This window comes from Billgrantia hypersalina (genome assembly GCF_052584175.1).
The window spans coordinates 67,593-90,131 of the sequence record NZ_JBMIQI010000003.1; the positions used below are offsets into that span (position 1 = coordinate 67,593).

Sequence of the window (22,539 nt, forward strand, 5' to 3'; positions counted from 1 at the left end):
TCGATCCGCCCCAATTTCACGAGGAACCGCCGCGTACGGAGTTCACATGCCCCTGCTCTTGCTCATCTCCCTGTTCACCCTTCTCGACTTCGTCGTCCTGTTCTCCATCGGCAGTCAGATCGGCCTGCTCGCCACACTGCTGCTGGTACTGGCCACCGGCTTCATCGGGCTCCACCTGATTCGCCGGGAGGGCACCGCCACTTTGGCCCGGGCACAACAGCGCCTGGCGCAGGGAGAGCTACCCTCCGACGAGCTGCTGACGGGTGCCGCGCTGATCTTCGGGGGCGCCCTGTTGCTCGCGCCCGGCTTCCTCTCCGATGCACTGGGCCTGCTATGCATCGTTCCCACCGCCCGCCGCTGGGTGGCCAGGGGCTTGGCCCGGCTCAACCTGCGTCTGCAAGGTAGTCCGCGCCACGGCCCGTCGGGACAACCTGACGACTGGCAGCAGGCCAGGCCGAACGGGAAGCACGCGTACGAGGCCGATTCACACGAGACAGGCCAGCAGCGAGACGGAAACGAAGAACGCCCGCTCGAGGGCGATTTCATCAGCCGCGACGAGCCGCGGAGGTAGGCGTAGCTCATCTGGCGTCGTTGCGTGAAAATTTTTTGCCGCTGGCCCTTGAAAGGGATTTGCCCGGCCCCATTTCACGGTCAGCACCAGGCTACGATGTCGAGCGAAGCTCGGCATCTTCAACAAGGAAGGCGTCCTCGCCCTCCACCTTCCGGGTCGACTGGAAGGAAGTGATGAACCGCCATGCTGGAGCATGGCACCACTGACCATCAGGAGAACGTGAGCAATGAACATCCGTCCCTTGCACGATCGCGTCGTCGTCCGTCGCGTTGAAGAAGAGCAGAAAACCGCTGGCGGCATCGTGCTTCCGGGCAACGCCCAGGAAAAGCCGACTCGTGGCGAAGTGCTCGCCGTCGGTAACGGCCGGATTCTCGACAACGGTGACGTGCGCCCGCTGGACGTCAAGGTCGGCGACACCGTGATTTTCAAGGAAGGCTTTGGCGTCGAGAAGCAGAAGATCGATGGCGAGGAAGTCCTGATCATGAGCGAGTCCGACATTCTCGCCGTGGTCGAAGGCTAAACACGCCACGCATTTACTCCGTTCCCATACGTTCACGAACTCACAGGAAGTAACGAAAAATGGCAGCGAAACAAGTCAAGTTCTCCGATGACGCCCGTAAGCGCATGGCCCGTGGCGTTGACGTTCTGGCCAATGCCGTAAAGGCCACCCTGGGTCCGAAGGGCCGCAACGTGGTTCTGGAGAAATCCTTCGGCGCTCCCACCGTCACCAAGGACGGCGTCTCCGTGGCCAAGGAGATCGAACTGAAGGACAAGTTCGAGAACATGGGTGCCCAGATGGTCAAGGAAGTCGCCTCCAAGACTTCCGACGTCGCCGGTGACGGCACCACCACCGCCACTGTGCTGGCCCAGTCCATCGTGACCGAGGGCATGAAGGGCGTGACCGCGGGCATGAACCCGATGGATCTCAAGCGCGGCATCGACCAGGCCGTCATCGCCGCCGTTAAGGAAATCGAGGCCCTGGCCGTGCCCTGCACCGATTCCAAGGCCATCGCCCAGGTCGGCACCATCTCGGCCAACGGTGACAAGCGCATTGGCGAGATCATCGCCGAGGCCATGGAGAAGGTGGGCAAGGAAGGCGTCATCACCGTCGACGAAGGCCGTGGCTTCGAGGACGAGCTGGAAGTCGTGGAAGGCATGCAGTTCGATCGCGGCTACCTGTCGCCCTACTTCGTGACCAACCAGGACACCATGGCGGTCGAGCTGGAAGACCCCTACCTGCTGCTGGTCGACAAGAAGATCTCCAACATCCGCGAACTGCTGCCGGTGCTGGAAGCCGTTGCCAAGTCCGGCAAGCCGCTGGCGATCATCGCCGAGGACATCGAAGGCGAAGCGCTGGCCACCCTGGTGGTCAACAACATGCGCGGCATCGTCAAGGTCGCGGCTGCCAAGGCCCCGGGCTTCGGCGACCGTCGCAAGGCCATGCTGCAGGATATCGCCATCCTGACCAACGGCACCGTGATCTCCGAGGAAGTGGGTCTGACCCTGGAGCAGGCCAACCTGGATCACCTGGGCAGCGCCAAGCGCATCACCATGTCCAAGGAGAACACCACCATCATCGACGGCGCCGGTAACGAAGGCGACATCGAGGCCCGCGTCAACCAGATCCGCGCGCAGATCGAGGAAACTTCCTCCGACTACGACCGCGAGAAGCTGCAGGAGCGCGTCGCCAAGCTGGCCGGCGGTGTTGCCGTCATCCGCGTCGGTGCCGCCACCGAAGTGGAGATGAAGGAGAAGAAGGCTCGCGTCGAGGACGCCCTGCACTCCACTCGTGCCGCCGTCGAGGAAGGCGTGGTGCCTGGTGGCGGTACCGCCCTGGTGCGTGTGCTGACCAAGATCAAGGACCTCAAGGGCGATAACGAGGACCAGACCCACGGCATCGCCATCGCCCTGCGTGCCATGGAGTCTCCGCTGCGCCAGATCGTGACCAACGCGGGTCAGGAAGCCTCCGTGATCCTCAACGAGGTCAAGGCAGGCGAAGGCAACTTCGGCTACAACGCCCAGACCGGCGAGTTCGGTGACCTGTTCGAAATGGGTGTGCTGGACCCGGCCAAGGTGACCCGTTCTGCGCTGCAGTCCGCCGGTTCCGTGGCTGGCCTCATGATCACCACCGAGTGCATGATCGCCGACGATCCGGAAGAGAAGGAAGGCGGCCCGGACATGGGCGGCATGGGCGGAATGGGTGGCATGGGCGGCATGATGTAAGCAGCCCCACCCTTAGGCCTTACGGCCTGTAGAAACGAGCAAGCCCCGCCATCGTGCGGGGCTTGTGCTTTTTGGGCTACCATCACCCTTTTCCCGACAAGCAAGCCAACCCATGCTCGCCAATATTCGTATCGTTCTCGTCCAGACCTATCACCCCGGCAATATCGGCGCCTCGGCGCGAGCCATGAAGACCATGGGCCTGACCGACCTGGTGCTGGTCAACCCCCGCCGCTTTCCCGATAGCGAGGCCTCGCGCCTGGCAGCAGGCGCCGAGGATGTGATCGACGGCGCCCGCGTGGTCGAATCGCTGGAAGAGGCGGTGTCAGACTGCGTGCAGGTGGTGGGTGCCAGTGCCCGTCTGCGCAGCCTGCCCCTACCCCACTTCGACGAGCCCGAGGCAATGGCCCGCGAGCTGATCGCCAATGCCGTGGACGACCCGGTGGCGCTGGTATTCGGCCGCGAGCGCTACGGGCTGACCAACGACGAGATCCGCTGCTGTAGCCATCAGGTCAGCATTCCGGCCAACCCGGATTACGGCATCCTCAATCTCTCCCAGGCGGTGCAGGTCCTCGCCTACGAAACCTTCAAGGCGTGGCGCCAGCGCCCCGAGAGCGACTTTCGCCAGCCGCGCCCCACCGAGGAGCGCCAGCCGACCCGCGAGCAGCTCGCACATTTCCATGAGCACCTGAGCCGGGTGATGCAGGCCAGCGGCTTCCTGACCCAGCCTCACGCACGCACCGAGTCCCAACTGCAGTCCCTTTTCGCCCGAGCGCGACCCAGCCGCAAGGAGCTCTCGCTGCTGCGGGGCCTGCTGCGTTCGCTGGAAGAATCGGCCACCCGCGACTAGGCGGACCGACCGCGCTTCACTGCGCCGTCATGACAATGTCACCTGACAATGCGATAACGGTTCTGCCCCGACGGGGAAAAGACAAGGGATACTGTCGAGCTGCGACACGGATGCGAACGGGCAGGAAGCCCGTGCGGGAAGGCGGTGTGGAGGAACACCCCAGGGAGACCTGCGCCACGAGGCAATCGCCCGTGGCGCTCTTTATTTTGCGGGACGCGGATCGGGCAGCGACTCCCAGCCCGGCACGCCCTGGCGGATACGTTGCGAGAAAGCCGGGTCGGCGTGGGCCTCGCGCGCCCGCTCGTCGATGCGTCCGCTTTCCTCAAGCTCGGGCAGTGTGTAGCCGGGCCATAGCCCACCGACCTTGAACGCATAACCCGGCATCCGGTCGGTCACCAGCAGGCGGTAGTCGAAGGGCAAGCGGGCCCCGATACCGCGCGCCATGGCGAAGATCAGCGTGGTGCAGTTGGCCGTGATGGTGTTGTAGAAGCGTGGCGACTCGGATAGCGCATTGGCCTCGTCGACATAGGCCAGCAGCAGGGAGCGCATGGCACTAAGCGGCATGTTCAGCCGGAACAGCGAGACCCGCTCACCGCGAACCTGTGTTCGCAGGCCTATCGCATCGCGCTCTTCGGCCGCCACGATGGCCAACTCGTACTGACGGAAGAAGCCGCCCACTTCGGAGAAGCGCTCGCCCTTGAGGCGCCTTACCTCCACCGAGAAGACCACGAAGCGCTCGCCCTCGAAGCCGAACGAAATCATCACGTGGGCGACGCCCGGCCGCCCCCAGCTGGAGACGACCATGTCGACCGAGTCGAGCCGATCAAGATCGTAGCTGCGTGCTTGCCAGTGCACTTCGGCATCGTCGCGGGTCCGCCAGTCGAAATCGCGCACGTGATGCAGCGTCAACCTGTTGCCTCGGACCTCGCCGGTGGCCAGGTAGGCCACGTCGTCCGACCAGGGCCGGTCGTGGGTCGGCTGCAACCGAAACCACCAGATAAAGAGCGCAACCAGCAGCAGTAACTGCCCCACGTTCGCCAGCCACCACCCCTGCGTACCCAGCAGGGACAGCACCACGGCGAGCACCAGCCAGCCGGCGACGACCAGCCGTCGCTTGGGCCTTGAGCCGGGCAGCCGAAACCACAGCGCGGCGGCTCCCCACGCCATGGTCAGGGCCAGGGCGGTGCTAACGACGAAACCTGCGATTACCTGAGCCATCTCAATCCACTTCGTCCGAGGTGCGGCCATGGTAACAGCCCCACCACGGCCTTGCGCATCCGGATGCCCAGGAGCCGGGCTCAGGGTCTACCGTCAAGCGGGAGTCAGCCATCCTCCAAATGCGGCCAGGTCGCCTTCCAGCTCCCCTCGTGTCACCTGGCGATAAAGCCGCTGTAGCCGCGCCGTCACGGAGTCTTCGTCGATCGGTTGCCCCGGGCGGGGCGCGCCGGCCCGTGCCCCGATGTGGCGCCCGTCGAGCTCGCGCAGCGGCAGTATCTCGGCAGCGGTACCGGTCACGAACGCCTCGTCGGCGGTGTAGAGCTCATCGCGGGTGATGCGCCGCTCGCGTACCTCGATGCCGAGCACCTCCCGGGCCAGGTGGATCACGCTGTCGCGGGTGATGCCCTGCAGGCACGAGGTCACCTCCGGCGTGTGCAATACGCCATCACGCAGCAGGAAGACGTTCGCCGCCGAAGCCTCGGCCACGTAGCCCTCGGGATCGAGCATGATCGCCTCGTCGAAGCCCGCCTTCACCGCGGTATTGAGCGCCAGGATGGAGTTGACGTAGTGGCCGTTGGTCTTGGCCCGGCACAGGCTGATGTTGACGTGGTGCCGCGCCCAGGAGGAGGTCAAGGCCCGCAGGCCGATGGAAGCGGCCTCCGGCGAGATGTAGTCGCCCAGATCCCAGGCGGCGATCATCGCATGCACGGTGAGCCCCTTCGCGCGCAGGCCAAGCCCTTCGGCACCGAAGAAGACCGTCGGCTTGAGGTAGGCGTTGCTCAGTTCGTTACGCACCAGGCACTGGCGTTGGGCCTCGATCAGCTGAGCGGCATCGAAATCAACCGGCATGTCCAGGGCGTGGGCGCTGTCGAGCAGGCGCCGGGTATGCTCGGCCACACGGAACAGGTGCGTTCCCCGCGGGCCGGCATAGGCACGCACGCCCTCGAAGCAGCCCATGCCGTAGTGCAGGGTGTGAGTCAGCAGATGGATTTGCGCCTCGCGCCAGGGCAACCACTCGCCATCACGCCATATCCGACCATCTCTAGCGTAGAGCGGAGTCATGGGATCCTCGTCGATCAAAGGGGAGCAACACGCAGCCACTCGTCGCGCCAGCCGTCGATCAAGGCGCGCTGATGGGGCTGCAGCGATTGGTAGGCCCAGGCGGCGATCTCGTCGTTCTGCGGGTCGGGCACCTGGATAGCGCTACCCGCCAAGGCCTGGATCACGGCATGGCCGCACAGCGGTACGTAACCCTCCGAGTAGCCGCCCTCGTGGATCATGACCAGCTTGCCGTCGCTGATGCGCTCGGCGAGTGCCTTGAGCTGCTGCGTCATGGCGGCGAAGGCCGCACTGTTGAGCATCATCTTGCCCAGCGGATCCTTGCCGCACGCATCATAGCCGCAAGCCACCACGATCAGGTCCGGAGCGAAGCCGCCGAGGGCGGGCAGTACCAGTTCCTGCATGGCGTAGCGATAGGCACCGATACCGCTGCCGGGCGGCAGCGGCAGGTTGAGGTTGGCCCCCAAGCCCGCTCCCTCGCCCAGCTCGTCGAATTCACCGCTGTCCAGCGGATAGTTACCGGCCTGGTGAATCGAAACGGTAAACACTTCCGGGTCGTCGTAGAAGGCCGTTTGCTGGCCATTACCGTGGTGCACGTCCCAGTCGAGGATCGCCACACGCTTGACTTGCCTCAGCGCCCGGGCCCGCATCACCGCCACCGGAATGTTGCCCAGCAGGCAGAAGCCGCGGCCCCGGTCGGCTTCGGCATGATGCCCCGGCGGACGACACAGGGCGTAGGCGTTGTGCAGATCGCCGCTGGCCACCGCTTCTACCGCAGCGAGCGCGAGCCCCGCCGATTGGCGCGCGGCGGCCAGGCTGCCCGGCCGGTAGGGAGCGCATTCACCGGCGTCGCCGCCCTGGGCACGGTCGCCCTCCTCGAGCCCATCGAGGTAGCTGCCGGTGTGAAAGCGTGCCAGATCCTCGCGGCTGGCCGGCGGCGCCTTGCGCACGTCGAGCTCATCGATCAGCCCGGACACCTCCAGCAGGTTCTTGAGCCGCCGCTTGCTCTCCGGACTTTCCGAGGCGGGCTGGGGCTGCAGGAATTCCCCGGGCCCCGAAAACACGCCGATGGCGCCGGGGTCGTGCCAGAAGCAGCGCTCATGCCAGAAGAAACCGGTCCCGCCACTCTCCCTCATGAACGCGCCTCCAGCTGCTCCCATACCTCGATGGCCGCCGCCAGGTCCTCGAGCGAAGCACCCACCGACTTGAACACAGTGATCGCCTCGGCCGAAGTGCGTCCGGGGTTGTCGCCGCGCACCAGCTCCGCCAGTTCGGCGGCGATGTCGTCGAAGTCGAACGCTCCCTCATCGATGGCCTGGTGAATGTCACCCGCTTCGCCACGTGCGCCGGCATAGGTATCGACGAACACTTCGCCACGCCGTAGGCATTCGGCGTCGCTCTCGCGCATCGTGGGACGAAACGCGCCGATCAGGTCGAGATGGGTGCCGGGCGCGAGCCACTCGCCGCGTATCAATGGCTCGGTGGAGAGCGTCACGCAGCTGATCACATCGGCTTCGCGCGCGGCCGCTTCCAGCGACGCTACCGCCTCGCAGTCGAAGCGGCCGGCATAGCCGGCGGCTACCTGGCGTGCCTTTTCAAGATTACGCCCCCAGACACGCACGCGTTTGATCGGGCGAACCGCGGCATGCGCCTCGATCACCATGGGCGCCAGCTTGCCGGTTCCCACCACCAGCAGGGTCTCGGCGTCGTCCCTGGCCAGCTCGCGGGCCGCCAGGGCCGACGCCGCCGCGGTGCGCCGTCGCGTCAGTTCGCTGCCATCGAGGCAAGCCAATGGACGCCCGTGGGCGCCCTCGCTGAGCAGGTAGAGGCCGGAAATGGCCGGCAGGCCGTGGTCGGCGTTCTGCGGGAAGACGTTGACCATCTTCACGCCGATGTAGCCGGCTCGCTCCCAGGCCGGCATCAGCAGCATGGTGGCCTCACCATCGGGACGATGCATGGCGTGGTGGTGGCGCGGCGGCGATTCCACGCCCTCGCGGAACGTCATGGCCAGGCGCTCGACCAGCGCCGGCCAGGGCAGTGCGCCGGCGACTTCCTCGGCGGTGACGATACGCATCTCAGGCCTCCGGCAGGGCCGCGACCACCATGATCTCGACCTTCCATTCGGGCTTGGCCAGCTTGGCCTCGAGAGCGGCGCGCACCGGCGGGCGACCGGGCACGATCCAGGCCTCCCAGGCTGCGTTCATCTCGTCGAACTCCGCCATGTCGGTTACCCAGACCTGGGCCGACAACAGGTTGCCCTTCGAGGTACCGGCCTGGGCCAGCAATTCGTCGATGCGCGCCAGCACCTGCTCGGTCTGTCCACGCATGTCGGCGGTAGCGTCGCTCGGCACCTGGCCGGCCAGGTAGACGGTGCCGTTATGTACGGCGATCTGGCTCATGCGGGCATTGCTTTCATGGTACTTGATGGTCATGTCGATCATGTCGTTCTCTCTCGTTGAAGAGGTAAGTGAAACCGGCGAAACGCGCATGGCAGGCGTGTGGCGTCAGCCGCCGGTAAAGCCATGCATGAAGGCGGCGAGGTTATCGCCCAGATGCTCGGTAGGGTAACCGCCCTCCTGCACCAGCACGGCCGGTTGGGCCAGGCGTCCCAGCCGGCGCCCCACCGCCTCGAAGTCTGCGGTTTCGAGGGTCATGCCCGCCAGCGGGTCGTCGCGGTGGGCATCCAGCCCCAGGGCGATCACGACCGCCTCGGGCCGAAACGCCTCCATGCGGGCGATGAGTATCTCCAGCGCCTCGAGGAAGGCGGCACCGTCGCTGCCCAATGGCAGCGGCAGGTTGACGTTGGCACCGAGCCCCTCGCCCATGCCCTCCTCGTTGGCACCGCCCCAGAAGAAGGGATAGAAGTCGCTCGGGTCCACGTGCAGCGAACCGGTCAAGACATCGCCCCGGTAGTAGAAGATATCCTGGGTGCCGTTGCCGTGGTGGAGGTCGACGTCGAGGATCGCAACCCGCGAGAACTGCTCGCGCAGCACCGTGGCCGCCAGCGCCGAGTTGTTGAGGAAGCAGAAGCCTCCCGCCCGGTCCGGTCCGGCATGGTGACCCGGCGGCCGGCACAGCGCATAAGTGGTGCCATGGCCGCCGAGCAGCGCCTCGGCCGCCGCCTGGGCCGTGGCGGCGCTTGCCAGGATGCCGCGGAAACTGTCCGCGCCGATGGGGCATGCCATGTCGTGCAGGTGCCAGCCGGCCTGCCCCACCGGATGGCGGGGGTAGTGGTGCCCGCCGCCGCAAGGATGGATGTTGGGCATCACCAGCTCGGAAGCCCCCGGTAATTCGCGCCAGCGGGCATGGATGGTCTCGAGAAAGCTCAGGTAGCGCGGCGTGTGGATCCGGGCCAGCCGGCTGCGCAGTAACGGGGTGTCGACCGACTCGGGCTCGCGCAGGGCAAGGCCTGCCGCGGCCAGGCCCTCGGCCAGCAGCTCGGCGCGCACCGGTCCCTCGGGCGAGGAAGTCAGCTGACCACGCACCAGGAAGGAGCCAGGCGCATGGTACCCCTGGTCGGGATGATAGAAGAGCTTCATCGTGTCGGTCCTTGCATTCACTTTCCTCAGTCGAGCAGTGAGGGGATCCAGGTTGAAAGTGCCGGGAAGGCCGCGAGCAGCACGATCACCGCCAGGAAGGCCACGTAGAACGGCAGCGAGGCGAGGATCGCCCGCTCATAGGGCACGTTGGCGATGCGGGCCGCCGTCATCAGGGTCATGCCCACCGGTGGCGTCACATTGGAGATATTGAGCACCACGATCATCAGGATGGCAAAATGTAGCGGGTCGAAGCCAAGCTGGATCATCGCCGGCACCAGCACCGGTGCCACGACCACCAGCGCCGGCAGCACGTCCATCACGGTACCGATCAGGATCAGCAGCAGGCAAACCATCATCAGCTGCAGGAAAGCCGAATCGCTGAAGGAAGTGATCAGCCCCGCAGCGTCGCGGGCAATGCCCGAGCGCGTCACGAACCAGCCCAGCACCGCCGAGGTGGCGAGCAGGAAGAACACCACCCCGGAGAAGCGCACCGTCACCACCAGCGAGTGCCAGATCTTTCGCCAGCTGAGGTTGCGGTAGAACAGCACGCCGATGGCAATAGCGTAGACCGCGGCGAAGCCGGACGCTTCGGTGATGGTGGTCAGGCCCGAGAGAATGCCGCCCAGGATGATCAGCGGCACGATCATCGCCGGCAGGGCTGCCAGAAACGACAGCAAGGCCACCTTGAAAGGCGTCGGCGTCTGCTTGGGGTACCCGCGCTTCCAGGCCAGGGTGAAACTGACCCCGAGCAGCGCCAGCGCCATCAGCAGCCCCGGCACGATGCCGCCGGCGAACAGGTCGATCACCGAGATGTCGCGCAGCAGCGTGGCATAGACCACCATCACCACGCTGGGCGGAATGATGGGCCCGATGATCGACGAACAGGCGGTGATCGCCGCCGCGTACTCGGCGTCGTAGCCCTGACGCTTCATCTCGGGGATCATGATCTTGCCTATGGCCACGGTGTCGGTGATCGCCGCGCCGGTCAGGCCGGCGAAGAACACCGACACCGAGACGTTGACGTGGGAGAGCGCCCCACGAACGCGCCCGAACAGGGCGTTGTTGAAGGCGATCAGCTTGTGGGTCAACCCGCCCTGGTTCATCAGTTCGGCGGTGAAGATGAAATAAGGAACGGCGATCAGCAGGAAGCCCGAAACGCCGGAGAACATGCGGTCGGCAATGATCCCGAGCATGCGTTCGCCGCCCATGGCGTAGCCGCCGGCCAGGCCGGAAAGCGCCATCACCACCGCGACGGGCGCACCGATCAGCAGCAGGACGACGAAGGTGACGATGGCAGGCGTCATGCGCGCTCCTCCGCTTCGGCAGTCTCGGTATCGAGGGTCTCGATCAGCTCGTCGATGGCCGACTCGTCGTCGATGAAGTGTTCGAGCAAGGCGAAACCCTGCACCAGGTGGAGCAGGATGATGGCACCGCTGAGGGGCATCACGATGGCGGTGAACTTGCCGGGGATCTGGATACGATCCGACACCATGTACACCTGGGTGGCGCCGAGGAAATAATCCCAGCCGTACCAGAGCAGCAGCGCACCGAACAGGCCGATCACGGCCAGACACAGGCCGGCGGCTAGCTGCAACAGTGCCCGCGGCAGGCTGCGCACCAGCAGCGTCATGGCCACGTGCTCACCGTAGCGCAGCGAGATGGTCATGGAGAGAAAGCCGATCCAGGGCAGAAAGAGCCGCGCCAGCGAATAGGTCCAGCTCAGCGAGCTGCCGGTGGCCAGCTTGTAGAGAAACGCCGTGAAGGAGATGCCCAGCATGATCAGCACGCAGGCCACGCACATCACGATCGCCGCCTGGTTGACCGTGTCGCTCAGGCGGCGCAGGGGCCGGAGGAGTTGCATCGGATAGCCTCGAAGGGACCCTCGGTCGGCCGTGCCGGCCGAGGGGTGACGTTGAGCATGCAAGCGAACCGTACGTTACCGGCCGTAGACCGACACGTCCGTCTCGGCCACTTCCTCGCCCACCCGGGCGACCTCCTCGAGAAACGCATCCACTTGCTCGGCTTCGATGCCGAAGTCGTCGACGATCCACTCCTTCCACGCCGGGCGAGCGATCTCCGCCATGCGCTCGCGCTCCTCGGAAGGCATGATGTAGCACGCCTCGAAACGCTCGCAGGACTCCTCCCAGCTGGCGGTGGCCAGCGCCCCCGACATGCCGTGGGAGAGCTCGATGGCTTCGCGCGCCGAGGTGACGATGGCGGCCTGATGCTCCTCGCTCAGCTCCTGGAACCAATCCTCGCTGATCAGCCAGGCGGCGCTGTTGTAGACGTGGCCGGTGAGCGTGGTGTAGTCGGTCACTTCATCGAAATTGAAGGTGACGTTGAGCACCGGCGCATTGAACTGGCCGTCGGCCAGGCCGGTCTCCAGCGCCGTGATCAGCTCGCCCCAGGGCAGCGGCGTGGCCGAGGCGCCCAGCGCCTTCATGATCGCGACGTGCCCCGGGTTCTCCTCGGTGCGGATGTTGAGGCCTTCCAGGTCCTCGACCGTCTCGATCAGTCGCTCGTTGTTGGTGAATGCCACGAAGCCGCCGCCGTCGTCGAAGGTACCCAGGTAGCGCATGTTGGCTTCCTCGATGGTGCCGGACATGAAGTCGGCGAACCACTCGCTATCGAAGAAGGTCCAGGCCTGGCGCCAGTTGTCGAACAGGAACGGCGCGGTCATAAGCTGGTAGTCGTCGTAGAAGGAGGACATCGCCCCCGTGGTGATGATCGTCGATTGCAGCGTTCGCCCGCCCTGTACTTCCGAGGCCGTCTCCACCTCGGAGCCGAGCTGGCCGCCGGCGAAGATCACCACCTCCACCTCGCCGTCCGTGCGTGTCTCGACCAGATTCTTGAAGTGCACCAGGGCGGGATAGACCTCGTTGTTGCCCATGTCTTCGGGCAAGAGGGTGGCGATGGCCATTTCGTGGGATTGGGCCTGAACGTTGGCACTGGCGACGGCCAACGGCAATGCGGCAAGCGCTGCCAGACGGGTCAGCGGCTTCGGAGTCATGATCCACCTCGTTATGATTGTGCTTTTGTGGGTTCCTCCCGGTTAGCCTAGAACGCTGGCTGGTACAGCGCTTGCCCCTGACTCGCGTCTTCTTGCCCCAGGCTCAGTAATCGCGACGCTCGGTGGAGGGAGACATCTCGAACTGGCGCCGGTAGGCGCGGCTGAAACTTCCCTGGTCGCGGAAACCGACCAGCGTGGCGATGTGCCCCAGGCTCAGGCCGCTGTGGCGAACCAGCGCCCGCGCATGTTCCAGCCGGCGCCGCTGGACATGGGCCAGTGGCGTGACACCGGTCAGGTCGCGGAACAGGGCATGGAAATGGCCCGGGCTCAGTGCACAACGCGCCGCCAGTTGGTCGACCCGGATCTCGTCGGCCAGGTGACGGTCGATCCAGGCATCGAGACGCTCGAGATCGATGCGCTCGCTAGCGCGACGGCCATGGGAAAAAGCGGATGGCGGGCCTGGCAGCTCATCCTCGAGCTGGAGATAGAGCGCTCGCAGCAGCAAGGCGGCGATCTCGCTATGTAGCGCCGGGAACTGCTCGAGCTGCGACATCAACGTGACGGCAAGGTGATTGAGGCGGCTCGATACGGGAAAGAAACGCGGGCGATCGAACAGCCGTTGCAGGCCATCGCCATCGTGCAGGTCGCCCAGGGCCGCGAGCGAGACGTCAAGCACGAGCGTCCGGTTGCGCCCGTCGCCCTGGTATTCGTGATGATGCGCGCACGGGATCAGGCAACCGCGACCTCCGGTGACACGGTCGCCGATACCTTCGATGGTGAGTTCGGTGGTGCCGCAGGTCGCCAGTATCAGCTGATGGTGCGAATGCGCATGTGCGACGTGCTCCTGCCCCAGGTTGGAGGTGCGCAGGTCGAGAAGAGCCATGACGGTTTCTTGGGGTCCGTTCAGTCAGGGATACCCTCTACCCTACTCCGACATCAGCCAAGACGAAACCGTCACGGCCCGCTGCAGGTGTTCGTATCAGCAGTTGCCTTTCATGGCATGCCCCGGCGGACAGAAGCGTCCGCGTCGCCGGTCGGCATGACGACGGTCATGGTACCGGTAGCCGTCGTAGCGGCGGCGATCATGATAATGATCGTCATAGTGACGATGGCGGTGCTTGCCTTCGTGATAATGCCGATGGCTGCCATCCACCACGACCAAGGGCTCGGGCGTAACGCGCGCCGGTGAATAGCTGCAGCCGGAGACCATCAGCATGACAGGCAGGAAAGCCAGGGTGACCAATCGCAGGGACATTCTCATGGCGTATACCTCGCAGGGCGGTGTCGTGACGCTCCTTTCGTTTCCCATGCGGCGTCGTTGCCGCTACGGCCCTTTTCTTCGTCTAGCGTACCTCGATGATGTCGCTTGCTCTCAGCAGCGGCCTTTCTTCGCCTGGCCAGGAGGACAGAAGCCCCCGCCGTGGTGGCCGCCACGCCCATCGTCGATGACCACCAGCGGCTCCGACTTGATGCGTGCCGGCTGGTAGCTGCACCCCGCCACCAGAATGGCAGACAGGAGGATGAGTAACGGTAACAACAGACGTCGTGACATGACGTATCTCCATGTAGTCGAACACTGTTCATGATAGCGAAGTTCAGCCACTTTACACCTGTGGCGTGACGGCTACAGGCGAGTCGCTGAACGGCGACATTGCCGAGAGCGCGGTAAAGCGCGATATTGCGGGTTCATTAGGCTGCAAACTGGAACGTATCATGGACGCCCTTCGTCGCCATTCGCTGCTGCTGATCCTGCTTGGCAGCCTGGTCATTTCGCTGGCCATGGGGCTACGCCACGGTTTCGGCCTGTTTCTCGAGCCGATGAGCAGCGAACTGGGCTGGGGGCGCGAAGTATTCGCCTTCGCCCTGGCGTTGCAGAATCTCATCTGGGGCCTCTCGCAGCCTTTCACCGGTGCCCTGGCCGATCGCTTTGGTGCGGCCCGCGTGGTGACCGCCGGTGGCGCCCTCTATGCTCTCGGCCTCCTCTTTATGGGGCTTTCCGAATCGGCGCTGGGCATGTCGCTCTCCGCCGGGCTGCTGATCGGCCTGGGGCTTTCGGGCACGACTTTCTCGGTGATTCTCGGTGCCGTGGGCCGCGCGGTAGCGCCCGAAAAACGCAGCATGGCCATGGGCATCGTCAGCGCGGCGGGCTCGTTCGGCCAGTTCGCCATGCTGCCGGGCACCCTGGGCCTGCTCGGCTGGCTTGGCTGGTCCGCCGCACTGCTGGCGATGGGCGCCCTGGCCGCTATGATGGTACCGCTCGGCGCCATGCTGAAGGATCGACCCTCGGCGCGCCAGGCGACGGAACTTTCGCTGCGCGGTGCGCTGGACGAGGCCGCCGGTCATCGCGGCTTCTGGCTGCTGTGCCTGGGCTTCTTCGTCTGCGGCTTCCAGGTGGTATTCATCGGCGTACACCTGCCCGGTTACCTGTTCGATAACGGCCTGGCCGTGCAGGTGGGCAGTACCACCCTGGCCCTGGTGGGCCTGTTCAACATCTTCGGCACTTATGCTGCCGGCTGGCTGGGCGGGCTCTACTCCAAGCCGCGCCTACTCAGCTGGCTCTACCTTGCGCGCGGAGCGGTGATCGCAGCTTTCGTGTTCCTGCCGCTGAGCCCCGCCAGCGCCTACCTGTTCGGTATCGCCATCGGCCTGCTGTGGCTCTCCACGGTACCGCTGACCAACGGCATCGTGGCCGCGGTGTTCGGCGTTCGCCACCTCTCCATGCTCGGGGGCATCGTCTTCCTCTTCCACCAGCTCGGCTCGTTCACCGGGGTGTGGCTGGGAGGCATGCTCTACGACCTGCACGGCGACTACGATGTGGTGTGGAAACTCGCCATCCTGCTTTCGGTGGCGGCGGCCCTGCTTCACTGGTTCATCAGCGAGGCGCCGATCGAGCGCCACGCGGTTCAGGGAACCCCGACATGAGCCGAATCCCAACATGTAAACTCGCCGCCCTGCTGGCGCTGGGCGGCGCCTTGGCTTTGGCCTGGTGGGGCTGGCAGAACGCCGACGCCTCCCTGCTGCTGCTCGGTTCCCGGCTGTGCTGACGGACTGAACCCTTCAGGCCACCAGAAGCAAGTGCGCCCATGCCGGTTTCCCGGCATGGGCGCTTGGCTATCTTGCGTCCGTTGCGCTACTGGCGGGCACGCCAGGATCAGATATAGAACTTGCTCAGCTTGCGTGAGGCGCGCTTGCCTTCGGCAGACTTGCTGCGACGCGGACGCGGGCTGTCCCAGATGGTCAGGAAGCGTTCGGCAGCCGGTGCGGCCGGGGTCGCCTCAGCCTCGCGGCGGATAACCAGCGGAAGATCCCAGATGGTGGAGAAACGCAGTGTGGTCATGGCTCGTTACGGCTCCTTGAGAGACCGCCTCCGGTACGTTTGTGGAAGCATTTTTCATATTATCCACACTCTTAGACTTTAGTACAAGGCCCTTAGATGCCAACGCAGCACAAGGCCACCTGGCATCCGAAGTAGGCGAGGGCCGCTTGTGCCTCCTACACTGCAATGCAATATCCAAGACGCAGGAGTTGGCATGCCCAAGGAAGATTGCAAGCACATCGACCTCGCACTTCAGGGCGGCGGCTCTCACGGCGCGCTGACCTGGGGCGTGCTCGATCGGCTGTTGAAAGAGGAAGGGCTGGAGATCGACGGCGTCAGTGGCACCAGCGCCGGAGCAATGAATGCCGTGGTCCTGGCGGATGGCCTTCACCGCGGTGGCCGCGAAGGCGCCCGCGAGGCGCTTCACCATTTCTGGCGTGAGGTCAGTGATGCGGCGCGCTTCTCGCCCATCCAGCCCACGCCCTGGGATTGGCTGACCGGTACCGGCAGTCTCGATTACTCGCCCAGCTACCTGATGTTCGAGAGCCTGACCCAGCTCATCGCGCCGGCCAAGCTCAACCCCATGGGCTTCAACCCCCTGCGCGACCTTGTCTGCAAGCTGGTCGACTTCGATCGGGTCAACGCCTGCCGCAGGACCCAGGTGTACGTGACCGCCACCAACGTACGCACCGGACGCGCCAAGATCTTCCAGCAACCGGATATCACGGTGGACACGGTCATGGCCTCGGCCTGCCTGCCGTTCATGTTCCCGGCAGTCGAGATCGACGGCGAGGCCTACTGGGACGGCGGCTACAGCGGCAACCCGGCGCTATTCCCATTGGTCGACAATCTCGATTGCCAGGACCTGGTGGTGGTCCAGGTCAACCCGCTGGAGCGACGCCGACTGCCCGACAGTGCCCGCGATATCGTCAATCGCATCAACGAGATTACGTTCAATTCGAGCCTGATCAAGGAGCTGCGCAGTATCCAGCTGTTGCAGCAGTTGATCGATGCCGAGGGCCTCGAGGTGGAGCGCTACCGTTCCATGCGCCTGCACCTGATCCACGCCGAGCAGGAGGTGGAGCAGCTCTCCGCCTCGAGCAAGCTCAATGCGCAGTGGGACTTCGTCTCGCGACTCTATCGCCAAGGGCGCGGCTGGGCAGATCAGTGGCTCGAGCAAAACCTCGATGCCATCGGCAAGCACTCCACTTTCGACCTCAATGCCGTGTTCGGCGAAGAATTCCGCCCGCTCGCCGCCACCCCGGGACGCCGCGCTCCGAAGAAGCACGGCGGGGGCGAGTCTTGAGCGTCACGCGGGGGCAGGCGTGCGTTGGGTGAAGGCGCCACTGCCGACCAGCATGCCGAGGGTGATCACGCCAGCCGCCAAAGCCAGCAGCGGCGTGGCCTCGGCATAGCCGGCCACTACCAGCACCACGGTGGAGACCAGCGGCGTGGCATAGGCCAGCAGCCCGAGCAGCTGCAGGTCGCCGTGCTTGACGCCGACATCCCAGGTGAAGAAGGCGCTACCCACCGGCCCCAGGCCGAGGCCTACCACGCCCAGCCACTGGCTCCCCTGGGGCCAGCTCGACTTTTCGAACAGGGCATGACAAGCGAAGGCCAGCAGCGCCGTCACCAGGCAAAATCCTCCCACGGCTGAGGTCGGCACCGCCTTATTGGCTCGCGAAAGCACCGAATAGCCGCTCCAGACCAGGGCACAGGCGAAGGCCGCCCCATAGCCCAACACGCCGCCACCACTCCCCAGATCGCCGCCAATCAGCAGCGCCGCACCGCCGAAGCCCAGCAGCCCGCCGACGACATGCTGAGGTAACACCCGCTCTCCCGGCAGCAAGCCAACAAACAGCACGATGAGCAGCGGCCAGAGATAGCTGATCAAACCCGCGTTGGCCGGCGGTGCGTTCTGCTGGGCGACGAAGTAAAGCGCGTGATAGCCGAACAACCCGCCGACACCCAGCGCCCATACGGAAGGCGTCTGGCGCAGCGGGGCGAGGAGCGACTCCCGACGGACGAAGCTCCAGGCAAGAAAGCACAGGAAGGCGAGTCCGAAGGCCAGCCCGGTAAGCAGGAACGGTGGCACCGGACCGGAGAGCTGGGTCAAGGTGGCGAGCAGCGACCAGTTGAGCACGGTGGTGGCGCCGATGATGGTCGCCTGGTTTCGGGTCAGGGCGGACATGTGGTGGCCTCGTCAGCGATGTCGAGCCCGCAGCATGCGCATCATTGAACGGCGGAGCTTGTCGAATCCTGACGTCTTTGTGACTGGCTGCCCGCCGACGCCCGGCGCCATTCGCTCGGTGAGACACCGTGCCTGCACCGAAAGCTGCGCGAGAAATGGGCGCTATCGGCGAAACCGCAGGCGTGGGCGATTTCCGTCAGCGGGGCGTTGCCTGCCTGCAGCCAATCCCGGGCGCGCACCAACCGCTCGCGCACGAGCCATTCGTGCGGGGAAAGACCGGTCAGGGCGCGGAATTGCCGCGCAAAGACGGCGTCGGCCAAGTGGCAACGCCGGGCCATCTCGGTAACGCGCCAGGGATGCGCCAGGTCAGCGCGCATGGCCGGCAAAAGCTCGAGCAACCTCAGCCGAGGCGACCGGGCACGTCGACCGCCTGAGGCTAGCGCTCTTTGCAACCAGCTAGCCAACAGCAGTCCCGCGCCGTCCCGCTCCTCTCTTTCCAGCGTCTCTGCCGCCAGTTTCGGCACGCAAGCGATCAATGGCTCGGGCAGACGCCGCGCCTGCCCGTCGAACAGCCCCTCGAAGGCCAGCGCTTCACACCATGACTCGGGCAGGTCGAGCACCAGCACGCGGTTGTCACACGGCGCCAGATAGTGATGAGTCTCGCCACTGGTCACCGGCGTCAGGACGCCACGGGTCACATGCACCAGCCGGCCGGCCGACTCGAGCTCCAGTGCACCGTCGAGACCCAGCAACAGCTGGTGAAAGTCGCGGCGGTCGGTCAAGACGCGGTCGGGATAATCACGCACCTCGACGAGGGGGTAATTCATGGCGGCGCACTCCTAAGGCACCTAGAACCAGCGCTTGCGCTTGAACCACACCACCATTCCGATGGCCATCAAGATCATCACGCCCCATACCATGGGATAGCCCCAGTACCAGCCGAGCTCGGGCATGGCGAAGGGGCTGTCGGGATTCTCGAAGTTCTTGCCGTACACGCCGGCGATGAAGGTCAGCGGCATAAAGATGGTGGCAATGAGGGTCAGGGTACGCATGCTCTCGTTGAGCCGGTGGCTCATGCTGGAAAGATAGACATCGAGCAGGCTCGCCGTCATGTCGCGGTAACTCTCCACCAGGTCGATCACCTGAACGGTGTGGTCGTAGACATCGCGCATCCACAACCGGGTATCGGGCGTGAACAGGTCGTTATGGTCGCGCAGCAGCTGGTTGATGACCTCACGGGTGGGCCAGAGGTAGCGGCGCAGCATGATCAGCTCGCGCTTCAGCCCATGCAGGCGTTCCAGCGTCGAGCTGTCAGGACGATCGAGGATCTCGTTCTCCAGCTCCTCGATGCGCTCGCCGACGCTGTCGAGTACCGGAAAGGCATGGTCGACGGCGGCATCGAGCATGCCGTAAAGCAGGTCATCGGGCTCGCCCAGGGCGCGCCCTCCGCTCTCCTTGAGGCGGCGCCGGAAAACCACGAAGGGATCCAGGGTCTCGCCCATCACGCTGACGACGATATTGGCTCCCATGAACAGCGAGAGCTGGTAAAGGTGGAGGTCGCCCTCTGCGTCGAGCTCGGGAATGCCGAGGATGACCACCAGTGCGTCGTCGAAACGCTCGACCTTGGGCCGCTGGCCGCCGTTGAGGATGTCCTCCTGGGCGAGCGGATGCAGGCCCACCCGCTCGCCGAGCAGTTCGAGTTCCTCGGCGTGAGGCAGCCCCTGCACGTGCAGCCAGCACAGCGGGCCCTCCGCGGCCGCCTGGGGGATCTCTTCTACCGGTATCTCCTGCATCCCGCCCCAACGCCCCGACTCGCGGCGGGCCAGGTTGAACGTGGCGGGGCCGAGCAGGCCCGCCTGTTCCAGCGACAGCTCACGCAGGGTGCCTGGCGCCGTGCCAGCCGGATGGTAGTGTTTCCTGAACAAACGGGTCATGAAGCGCATCCTGACTATTCGATCCCGCACATACTGGCACGCGCCGGCCATGCGGCGCATCTTTCCCAGGCCCTGCCGTGGCGACGCGGCGGGTCTGGCCGCACAGCACGGGCCAGAGGCGGGATTCGTCTACGCTGAAACGAGTGAAACGGAAGCCAGACAGCCCAGGGAGGGAGCCGGTCATGTCGCTCACGGTAGGTGAACTTTTCGTCGCGCTGATGCTGCTCGCATTGGCACTGCTGGCAAGCAATGCCATTCTTTTCCATTCCGCCATGCTGCGGCGCTTGTTTCTGCCCAGCTCCGTCATTGCCGGCCTGATCCTGCTGCTGCTCGGACCCGACGCACTCGGCCAGGTCGTGAACCTGCCCTACGCCGAACCGGCCGGCATGTTCCCTGTCTTCATCCACGAAAGCTGGGCCGCCCTTCCCGGCTTGCTGATCAACGTCGTGTTCGCAGCGCTGTTCATCGGCCGCCCCATTCCTGGGTTGCGCACCATCTGGCTGCGTGCCGGCCCACAGGTCGTGGTCGGCCAGACCATGGCCTGGGGCCAGTATGTGGTCGGGCTCTCGCTGGCGCTGCTGGTGCTCGCCCCCGTCTTCGGCATGAACCCCATGGCCGGCGCCCTGATCGAGATCGGCTTCGAAGGGGGCCACGGTACGGCAGCCGGCATGGCGGATACCTTCGCCGAGCTGGGCTTCGAGGAAGGCGCCGATCTGGCGTTGGGCCTGGCCACCATAGGCATCGTCTCGGGCGTGCTGATCGGCACCCTGATGATCAACGTGGCCGCGCGGCGCGGCGTCGTCACGCTGGAAGAGAAAAGCAAGGCGACAAATGGCCGGGAACAGGAGGAGGCCGAGCAGAACGAACGCCCCTCCACCGAGGACTACAGCGAGTTCAAGAAGCAGCTCGCCCAAGAGGAGGAAACGGCCGATCCGCTGAGTTTGCACATCGGACTGGTCGGCATTGCCATCGTCATCGGCTGGCTGATCCTCAGCGCCCTGCAATGGATCGAACAGCAGACCTGGGCCCAGGATGACGGGCTCGAGGTCCTGGCCCACGTCCCCCTGTTTCCCATCGCCATGATCGGCGGCGTGATCGTGCAGCTCTGCGTGACTCGTTTCGGCCTCGAGCCGCACGTCTCGAGCCGCACCATGTCGCGCATCGCCGGTACCGCACTCGACTTCACCATCGTGGCGGCGCTGGCCACGCTTTCGCTCACCGCGCTGGGCGAATACCTCGTACCGTTCCTGCTGCTGGCAGTGGCCGGCATCGCCTGGTGCCTGTTCGTGCTGATCGTGATCGCGCCCCGAGTGATTCCCGAAAACTGGTTCGAACGCGGCATCGGCGACTTCGGCCAGTCGATGGGGGTGACGGTCACCGGCCTGCTGCTGATGCGCATGGCCGACCCGAAAAATCGCTCCGGCGCCTTCGAGAGCTTCGGCTACAAGCAGCTGATGTTCGAGCCCGTGGTCGGCGGCGGCCTGTTCACCGCCGCCTCGGTCCCGCTGATCGCCGAGTTCGGCGCCGTCACCGTGCTCGGGTTGACCCTCGTGCTCACCGTGGCCTGGCTGGCCTTCGGGCTGCTCTATTTCGGCCGCCTGGTGCCCGAACGGGGGCGTGGCAGGTGGACGGACGGACGAGGCTAGACCTCCAGTGGCGAAGCCTCCAGCCGCTCCAGCAAGGTACGTAGTTCATTGGCCACGAACCGCGGCTCCACGCATTCGTCGAGGTGCCCCGCGGCAAAGCCGAGGAAACCCTGCGCGGCGTGAGGCAAGCGGCGGTCGCGGCGCACGATGAACTGCCAGTGGCTCTCGATAGGGAAATCGACCACCGGCAGGATGGCGATGTCAGGGTGCTCGGGCGGCAGCACGTGCTCGGAGAGCACCGCCAGCCCCATGCCGGCCCCCACGCCAACGCGAATCGCCTCGTTGCTGGCCATTTGCAGGGTCGGACCCAGCGACAGGCCGTGCTCCTGCAGCCAGCCCTCGAACATCATGCGCGTCGCGGAGCCCGGCTCGCGCAGCAGGAAGCGCTCGCCCATCAGTTCGCTCATGGCGATGCGCTCGCGATGCGCCAGGGGATGGGCCTGGGGCGCCACGACCACCAAGGGGTTACGCAGGAAACGGCCCGCCAGGGCATGTACCAGCGACGGCGGATGACTGAAGACATACAGGTCATCATCCTGGCGCTCGAAGCGCGTGAGCATCTGGCGGCGGTTGCCGATGTGCAGGGTCACGTCGACTTCGGGAAAGGCCTGGCTGAAGGGCCCGAGCAGCCGCGGCAGAACATACTGTGCGGTATTGACCAGGGCAATGCTGAAGCGCCCCCGCTCACCGCCTCGCAGCGCCGCGAGGTAATCCTGAAAATCGTCGAACCGGCCCAGCACCTCGCGACTGGCCCGGTAGAGCTCCCGCCCCGCCTCCGTCAAGACCAGCCGCCCCTGGCGCACGGTCAGCAGCGGCTCACCTACCGCTTCGCTCAAGCGCTTGAGCTGCTGGGAGACGGTCGGCTGGGTCAGGTGGAGCTGGCGTGCGGCCTCGCTGACCGACCCACTGCGTACCACGGCGACATACACTTGCAGCAAGCGAAACGTCAGGTGGCGCACGTTCATTGGTGGCTCCGAGGCAGTCG

The 22,539-nt window shown here is 65.3% G+C and carries 25 protein-coding genes; 8 read left to right on the top strand and 17 right to left on the bottom strand.

The window, feature by feature from the left end:
- The first annotated feature begins 46 nt into the window (after positions 1-46).
- The 4 genes from ACOJCM_RS01255 to ACOJCM_RS01270 all read left to right on the top strand — a co-directional run bounded on the left by ACOJCM_RS01255 (position 47) and on the right by ACOJCM_RS01270 (position 3,641).
- A complete protein-coding gene (locus ACOJCM_RS01255; protein WP_445210242.1) occupies positions 47-571 on the top strand; it encodes an FxsA family protein in 525 nt (174 codons plus the stop codon).
- Between the two features lie 226 nt (positions 572-797).
- Positions 798-1,091 carry a co-chaperone GroES gene (locus tag ACOJCM_RS01260; RefSeq protein ID WP_104204123.1) on the top strand — a complete coding sequence of 98 codons (294 nt, stop codon included), beginning with the start codon at positions 798-800 and terminating at the stop codon, positions 1,089-1,091.
- 59 nt (positions 1,092-1,150) lie between these two features.
- On the top strand, positions 1,151-2,794 hold the full coding sequence (gene groL, locus ACOJCM_RS01265; protein WP_445210243.1) for a chaperonin GroEL: 1,644 nt from the start codon (positions 1,151-1,153) through the stop codon (positions 2,792-2,794).
- Positions 2,795-2,906: 112 nt separating this feature from the next.
- Positions 2,907-3,641, top strand: coding sequence for an RNA methyltransferase (locus ACOJCM_RS01270; protein ID WP_445210244.1), 735 nt, complete (start codon positions 2,907-2,909; stop codon positions 3,639-3,641).
- Positions 3,642-3,842: 201 nt separating this feature from the next.
- Here ACOJCM_RS01270 and ACOJCM_RS01275 read toward each other — a convergent pair whose 3' ends face one another.
- From ACOJCM_RS01275 to ACOJCM_RS01330, 12 genes are all read right to left on the bottom strand, one after another.
- Positions 3,843-4,859, bottom strand: coding sequence for an Lnb N-terminal periplasmic domain-containing protein (locus ACOJCM_RS01275; protein WP_445210245.1), 1,017 nt, complete (start codon positions 4,857-4,859; stop codon positions 3,843-3,845).
- Between the two features lie 93 nt (positions 4,860-4,952).
- Complete coding sequence (locus tag ACOJCM_RS01280) at positions 4,953-5,921, bottom strand: branched-chain amino acid transaminase (protein ID WP_445210246.1); 969 nt, start codon at positions 5,919-5,921, stop codon at positions 4,953-4,955.
- A 14-nt stretch (positions 5,922-5,935) separates the two neighbouring features.
- Positions 5,936-7,054, bottom strand: coding sequence for a class II histone deacetylase (locus tag ACOJCM_RS01285; RefSeq protein ID WP_445210247.1), 1,119 nt, complete (start codon positions 7,052-7,054; stop codon positions 5,936-5,938).
- Entirely contained in the window at positions 7,051-7,992 is a 942-nt protein-coding gene (gene lhpI, locus ACOJCM_RS01290; protein WP_445210248.1) for a bifunctional Delta(1)-pyrroline-2-carboxylate/Delta(1)-piperideine-2-carboxylate reductase, read from the bottom strand. Before lhpI ends, ACOJCM_RS01285 begins: the two co-directional genes overlap by 4 nt.
- A gap of 1 nt (position 7,993) precedes the next feature.
- The gene (locus tag ACOJCM_RS01295) at positions 7,994-8,350 is read right to left on the bottom strand and encodes a RidA family protein (RefSeq protein WP_445210421.1); all 357 of its coding nucleotides are present in this window, start codon (positions 8,348-8,350) and stop codon (positions 7,994-7,996) included.
- A 72-nt stretch (positions 8,351-8,422) separates the two neighbouring features.
- On the bottom strand, positions 8,423-9,457 hold the full coding sequence (locus ACOJCM_RS01300) for a histone deacetylase family protein (RefSeq protein WP_445210249.1): 1,035 nt from the start codon (positions 9,455-9,457) through the stop codon (positions 8,423-8,425).
- A 26-nt stretch (positions 9,458-9,483) separates the two neighbouring features.
- The gene (locus ACOJCM_RS01305) at positions 9,484-10,761 is read right to left on the bottom strand and encodes a TRAP transporter large permease (RefSeq protein ID WP_445210250.1); all 1,278 of its coding nucleotides are present in this window, start codon (positions 10,759-10,761) and stop codon (positions 9,484-9,486) included.
- A complete protein-coding gene (locus ACOJCM_RS01310; RefSeq protein WP_445210251.1) occupies positions 10,758-11,318 on the bottom strand; it encodes a TRAP transporter small permease in 561 nt (186 codons plus the stop codon). The genes ACOJCM_RS01305 and ACOJCM_RS01310 overlap by 4 nt, the downstream gene beginning before the upstream one ends.
- Positions 11,319-11,393: 75 nt before the next feature.
- Positions 11,394-12,467, bottom strand: coding sequence for a TRAP transporter substrate-binding protein DctP (dctP, locus tag ACOJCM_RS01315; RefSeq protein WP_445210252.1), 1,074 nt, complete (start codon positions 12,465-12,467; stop codon positions 11,394-11,396).
- Positions 12,468-12,570: 103 nt separating this feature from the next.
- On the bottom strand, positions 12,571-13,350 hold the full coding sequence (locus ACOJCM_RS01320; RefSeq protein WP_445210253.1) for a helix-turn-helix domain-containing protein: 780 nt from the start codon (positions 13,348-13,350) through the stop codon (positions 12,571-12,573).
- 96 nt (positions 13,351-13,446) lie between these two features.
- On the bottom strand, positions 13,447-13,728 hold the full coding sequence (locus ACOJCM_RS01325; RefSeq protein WP_445210254.1) for a hypothetical protein: 282 nt from the start codon (positions 13,726-13,728) through the stop codon (positions 13,447-13,449).
- 111 nt (positions 13,729-13,839) lie between these two features.
- The gene (locus ACOJCM_RS01330) at positions 13,840-14,019 is read right to left on the bottom strand and encodes a hypothetical protein (protein ID WP_445210255.1); all 180 of its coding nucleotides are present in this window, start codon (positions 14,017-14,019) and stop codon (positions 13,840-13,842) included.
- A gap of 161 nt (positions 14,020-14,180) precedes the next feature.
- On the opposite strand from ACOJCM_RS01330, the gene ACOJCM_RS01335 reads away from it, so the two are divergent.
- Both ACOJCM_RS01335 and ACOJCM_RS01340 read left to right on the top strand, forming a co-directional pair.
- A complete protein-coding gene (locus ACOJCM_RS01335; protein ID WP_445210256.1) occupies positions 14,181-15,389 on the top strand; it encodes an MFS transporter in 1,209 nt (402 codons plus the stop codon).
- A complete protein-coding gene (locus ACOJCM_RS01340) occupies positions 15,386-15,511 on the top strand; it encodes a hypothetical protein (RefSeq protein ID WP_445210257.1) in 126 nt (41 codons plus the stop codon). Before ACOJCM_RS01335 ends, ACOJCM_RS01340 begins: the two co-directional genes overlap by 4 nt.
- A 107-nt stretch (positions 15,512-15,618) precedes the next feature.
- On the opposite strand, the gene ACOJCM_RS01345 is transcribed toward ACOJCM_RS01340, so the two are convergent.
- Positions 15,619-15,804 (bottom strand): hypothetical protein, encoded by a 186-nt coding sequence (locus tag ACOJCM_RS01345; protein WP_445210258.1) that lies wholly within the window; start codon positions 15,802-15,804, stop codon positions 15,619-15,621.
- Positions 15,805-15,997: 193 nt separating this feature from the next.
- Between ACOJCM_RS01345 and ACOJCM_RS01350 the strand changes: the two genes are divergently transcribed.
- The gene (locus ACOJCM_RS01350; protein WP_445210259.1) at positions 15,998-17,089 is read left to right on the top strand and encodes a patatin-like phospholipase family protein; all 1,092 of its coding nucleotides are present in this window, start codon (positions 15,998-16,000) and stop codon (positions 17,087-17,089) included.
- 3 nt (positions 17,090-17,092) lie between these two features.
- Here ACOJCM_RS01350 and yddG read toward each other — a convergent pair whose 3' ends face one another.
- From yddG to corA, 3 genes are read right to left on the bottom strand one after another with little or no spacing between them, the layout of a single operon-like run.
- Positions 17,093-17,974 (bottom strand): aromatic amino acid exporter YddG, encoded by an 882-nt coding sequence (yddG, locus tag ACOJCM_RS01355; protein WP_445210260.1) that lies wholly within the window; start codon positions 17,972-17,974, stop codon positions 17,093-17,095.
- 41 nt (positions 17,975-18,015) lie between these two features.
- The gene (locus ACOJCM_RS01360; RefSeq protein ID WP_445210261.1) at positions 18,016-18,801 is read right to left on the bottom strand and encodes a helix-turn-helix domain-containing protein; all 786 of its coding nucleotides are present in this window, start codon (positions 18,799-18,801) and stop codon (positions 18,016-18,018) included.
- Between the two features lie 21 nt (positions 18,802-18,822).
- Entirely contained in the window at positions 18,823-19,908 is a 1,086-nt protein-coding gene (corA, locus tag ACOJCM_RS01365; protein ID WP_445210262.1) for a magnesium/cobalt transporter CorA, read from the bottom strand.
- A 182-nt stretch (positions 19,909-20,090) separates the two neighbouring features.
- On the opposite strand from corA, the gene ACOJCM_RS01370 reads away from it, so the two are divergent.
- Positions 20,091-21,554 carry a sodium/glutamate symporter gene (locus ACOJCM_RS01370; RefSeq protein ID WP_445210263.1) on the top strand — a complete coding sequence of 488 codons (1,464 nt, stop codon included), beginning with the start codon at positions 20,091-20,093 and terminating at the stop codon, positions 21,552-21,554.
- Here ACOJCM_RS01370 and ACOJCM_RS01375 read toward each other — a convergent pair.
- Positions 21,551-22,519 (bottom strand): LysR family transcriptional regulator, encoded by a 969-nt coding sequence (locus ACOJCM_RS01375; RefSeq protein ID WP_445210264.1) that lies wholly within the window; start codon positions 22,517-22,519, stop codon positions 21,551-21,553. The two genes, ACOJCM_RS01370 and ACOJCM_RS01375, sit on opposite strands and share 4 nt — an antisense overlap.
- Positions 22,520-22,539 lie beyond the last annotated feature (20 nt).

Bases quoted from the DNA above. Each gene is read 5' to 3' on its own strand.
- ACOJCM_RS01310 (WP_445210251.1), bottom strand. From the start codon at position 11,318: ATGCAACTCCTCCGGCCCCTGCGCCGCCTGAGCGACACGGTCAACCAG.
- ACOJCM_RS01350 (WP_445210259.1), top strand. From the start codon at position 15,998: ATGCCCAAGGAAGATTGCAAGCACATCGACCTCGCACTTCAGGGCGGC.
- ACOJCM_RS01255 (WP_445210242.1), top strand. From the start codon at position 47: ATGCCCCTGCTCTTGCTCATCTCCCTGTTCACCCTTCTCGACTTCGTC.
- ACOJCM_RS01285 (WP_445210247.1), bottom strand. From the start codon at position 7,054: ATGAGGGAGAGTGGCGGGACCGGTTTCTTCTGGCATGAGCGCTGCTTC.
- ACOJCM_RS01345 (WP_445210258.1), bottom strand. From the start codon at position 15,804: ATGACCACACTGCGTTTCTCCACCATCTGGGATCTTCCGCTGGTTATC.
- ACOJCM_RS01370 (WP_445210263.1), top strand. From the start codon at position 20,091: ATGTCGCTCACGGTAGGTGAACTTTTCGTCGCGCTGATGCTGCTCGCA.
- ACOJCM_RS01280 (WP_445210246.1), bottom strand. From the start codon at position 5,921: ATGACTCCGCTCTACGCTAGAGATGGTCGGATATGGCGTGATGGCGAG.
- ACOJCM_RS01360 (WP_445210261.1), bottom strand. From the start codon at position 18,801: ATGAATTACCCCCTCGTCGAGGTGCGTGATTATCCCGACCGCGTCTTG.
- ACOJCM_RS01320 (WP_445210253.1), bottom strand. From the start codon at position 13,350: ATGGCTCTTCTCGACCTGCGCACCTCCAACCTGGGGCAGGAGCACGTC.
- groL (WP_445210243.1), top strand. From the start codon at position 1,151: ATGGCAGCGAAACAAGTCAAGTTCTCCGATGACGCCCGTAAGCGCATG.
- lhpI (WP_445210248.1), bottom strand. From the start codon at position 7,992: ATGCGTATCGTCACCGCCGAGGAAGTCGCCGGCGCACTGCCCTGGCCG.
- corA (WP_445210262.1), bottom strand. From the start codon at position 19,908: ATGACCCGTTTGTTCAGGAAACACTACCATCCGGCTGGCACGGCGCCA.
- ACOJCM_RS01300 (WP_445210249.1), bottom strand. From the start codon at position 9,457: ATGAAGCTCTTCTATCATCCCGACCAGGGGTACCATGCGCCTGGCTCC.
- ACOJCM_RS01275 (WP_445210245.1), bottom strand. From the start codon at position 4,859: ATGGCTCAGGTAATCGCAGGTTTCGTCGTTAGCACCGCCCTGGCCCTG.
- ACOJCM_RS01330 (WP_445210255.1), bottom strand. From the start codon at position 14,019: ATGTCACGACGTCTGTTGTTACCGTTACTCATCCTCCTGTCTGCCATT.
- dctP (WP_445210252.1), bottom strand. From the start codon at position 12,467: ATGACTCCGAAGCCGCTGACCCGTCTGGCAGCGCTTGCCGCATTGCCG.
- ACOJCM_RS01340 (WP_445210257.1), top strand. From the start codon at position 15,386: ATGAGCCGAATCCCAACATGTAAACTCGCCGCCCTGCTGGCGCTGGGC.
- ACOJCM_RS01260 (WP_104204123.1), top strand. From the start codon at position 798: ATGAACATCCGTCCCTTGCACGATCGCGTCGTCGTCCGTCGCGTTGAA.
- ACOJCM_RS01325 (WP_445210254.1), bottom strand. From the start codon at position 13,728: ATGAGAATGTCCCTGCGATTGGTCACCCTGGCTTTCCTGCCTGTCATG.
- ACOJCM_RS01295 (WP_445210421.1), bottom strand. From the start codon at position 8,350: ATGACCATCAAGTACCATGAAAGCAATGCCCGCATGAGCCAGATCGCC.
- ACOJCM_RS01375 (WP_445210264.1), bottom strand. From the start codon at position 22,519: ATGAACGTGCGCCACCTGACGTTTCGCTTGCTGCAAGTGTATGTCGCC.
- yddG (WP_445210260.1), bottom strand. From the start codon at position 17,974: ATGTCCGCCCTGACCCGAAACCAGGCGACCATCATCGGCGCCACCACC.
- ACOJCM_RS01270 (WP_445210244.1), top strand. From the start codon at position 2,907: ATGCTCGCCAATATTCGTATCGTTCTCGTCCAGACCTATCACCCCGGC.
- ACOJCM_RS01335 (WP_445210256.1), top strand. From the start codon at position 14,181: ATGGACGCCCTTCGTCGCCATTCGCTGCTGCTGATCCTGCTTGGCAGC.
- ACOJCM_RS01305 (WP_445210250.1), bottom strand. From the start codon at position 10,761: ATGACGCCTGCCATCGTCACCTTCGTCGTCCTGCTGCTGATCGGTGCG.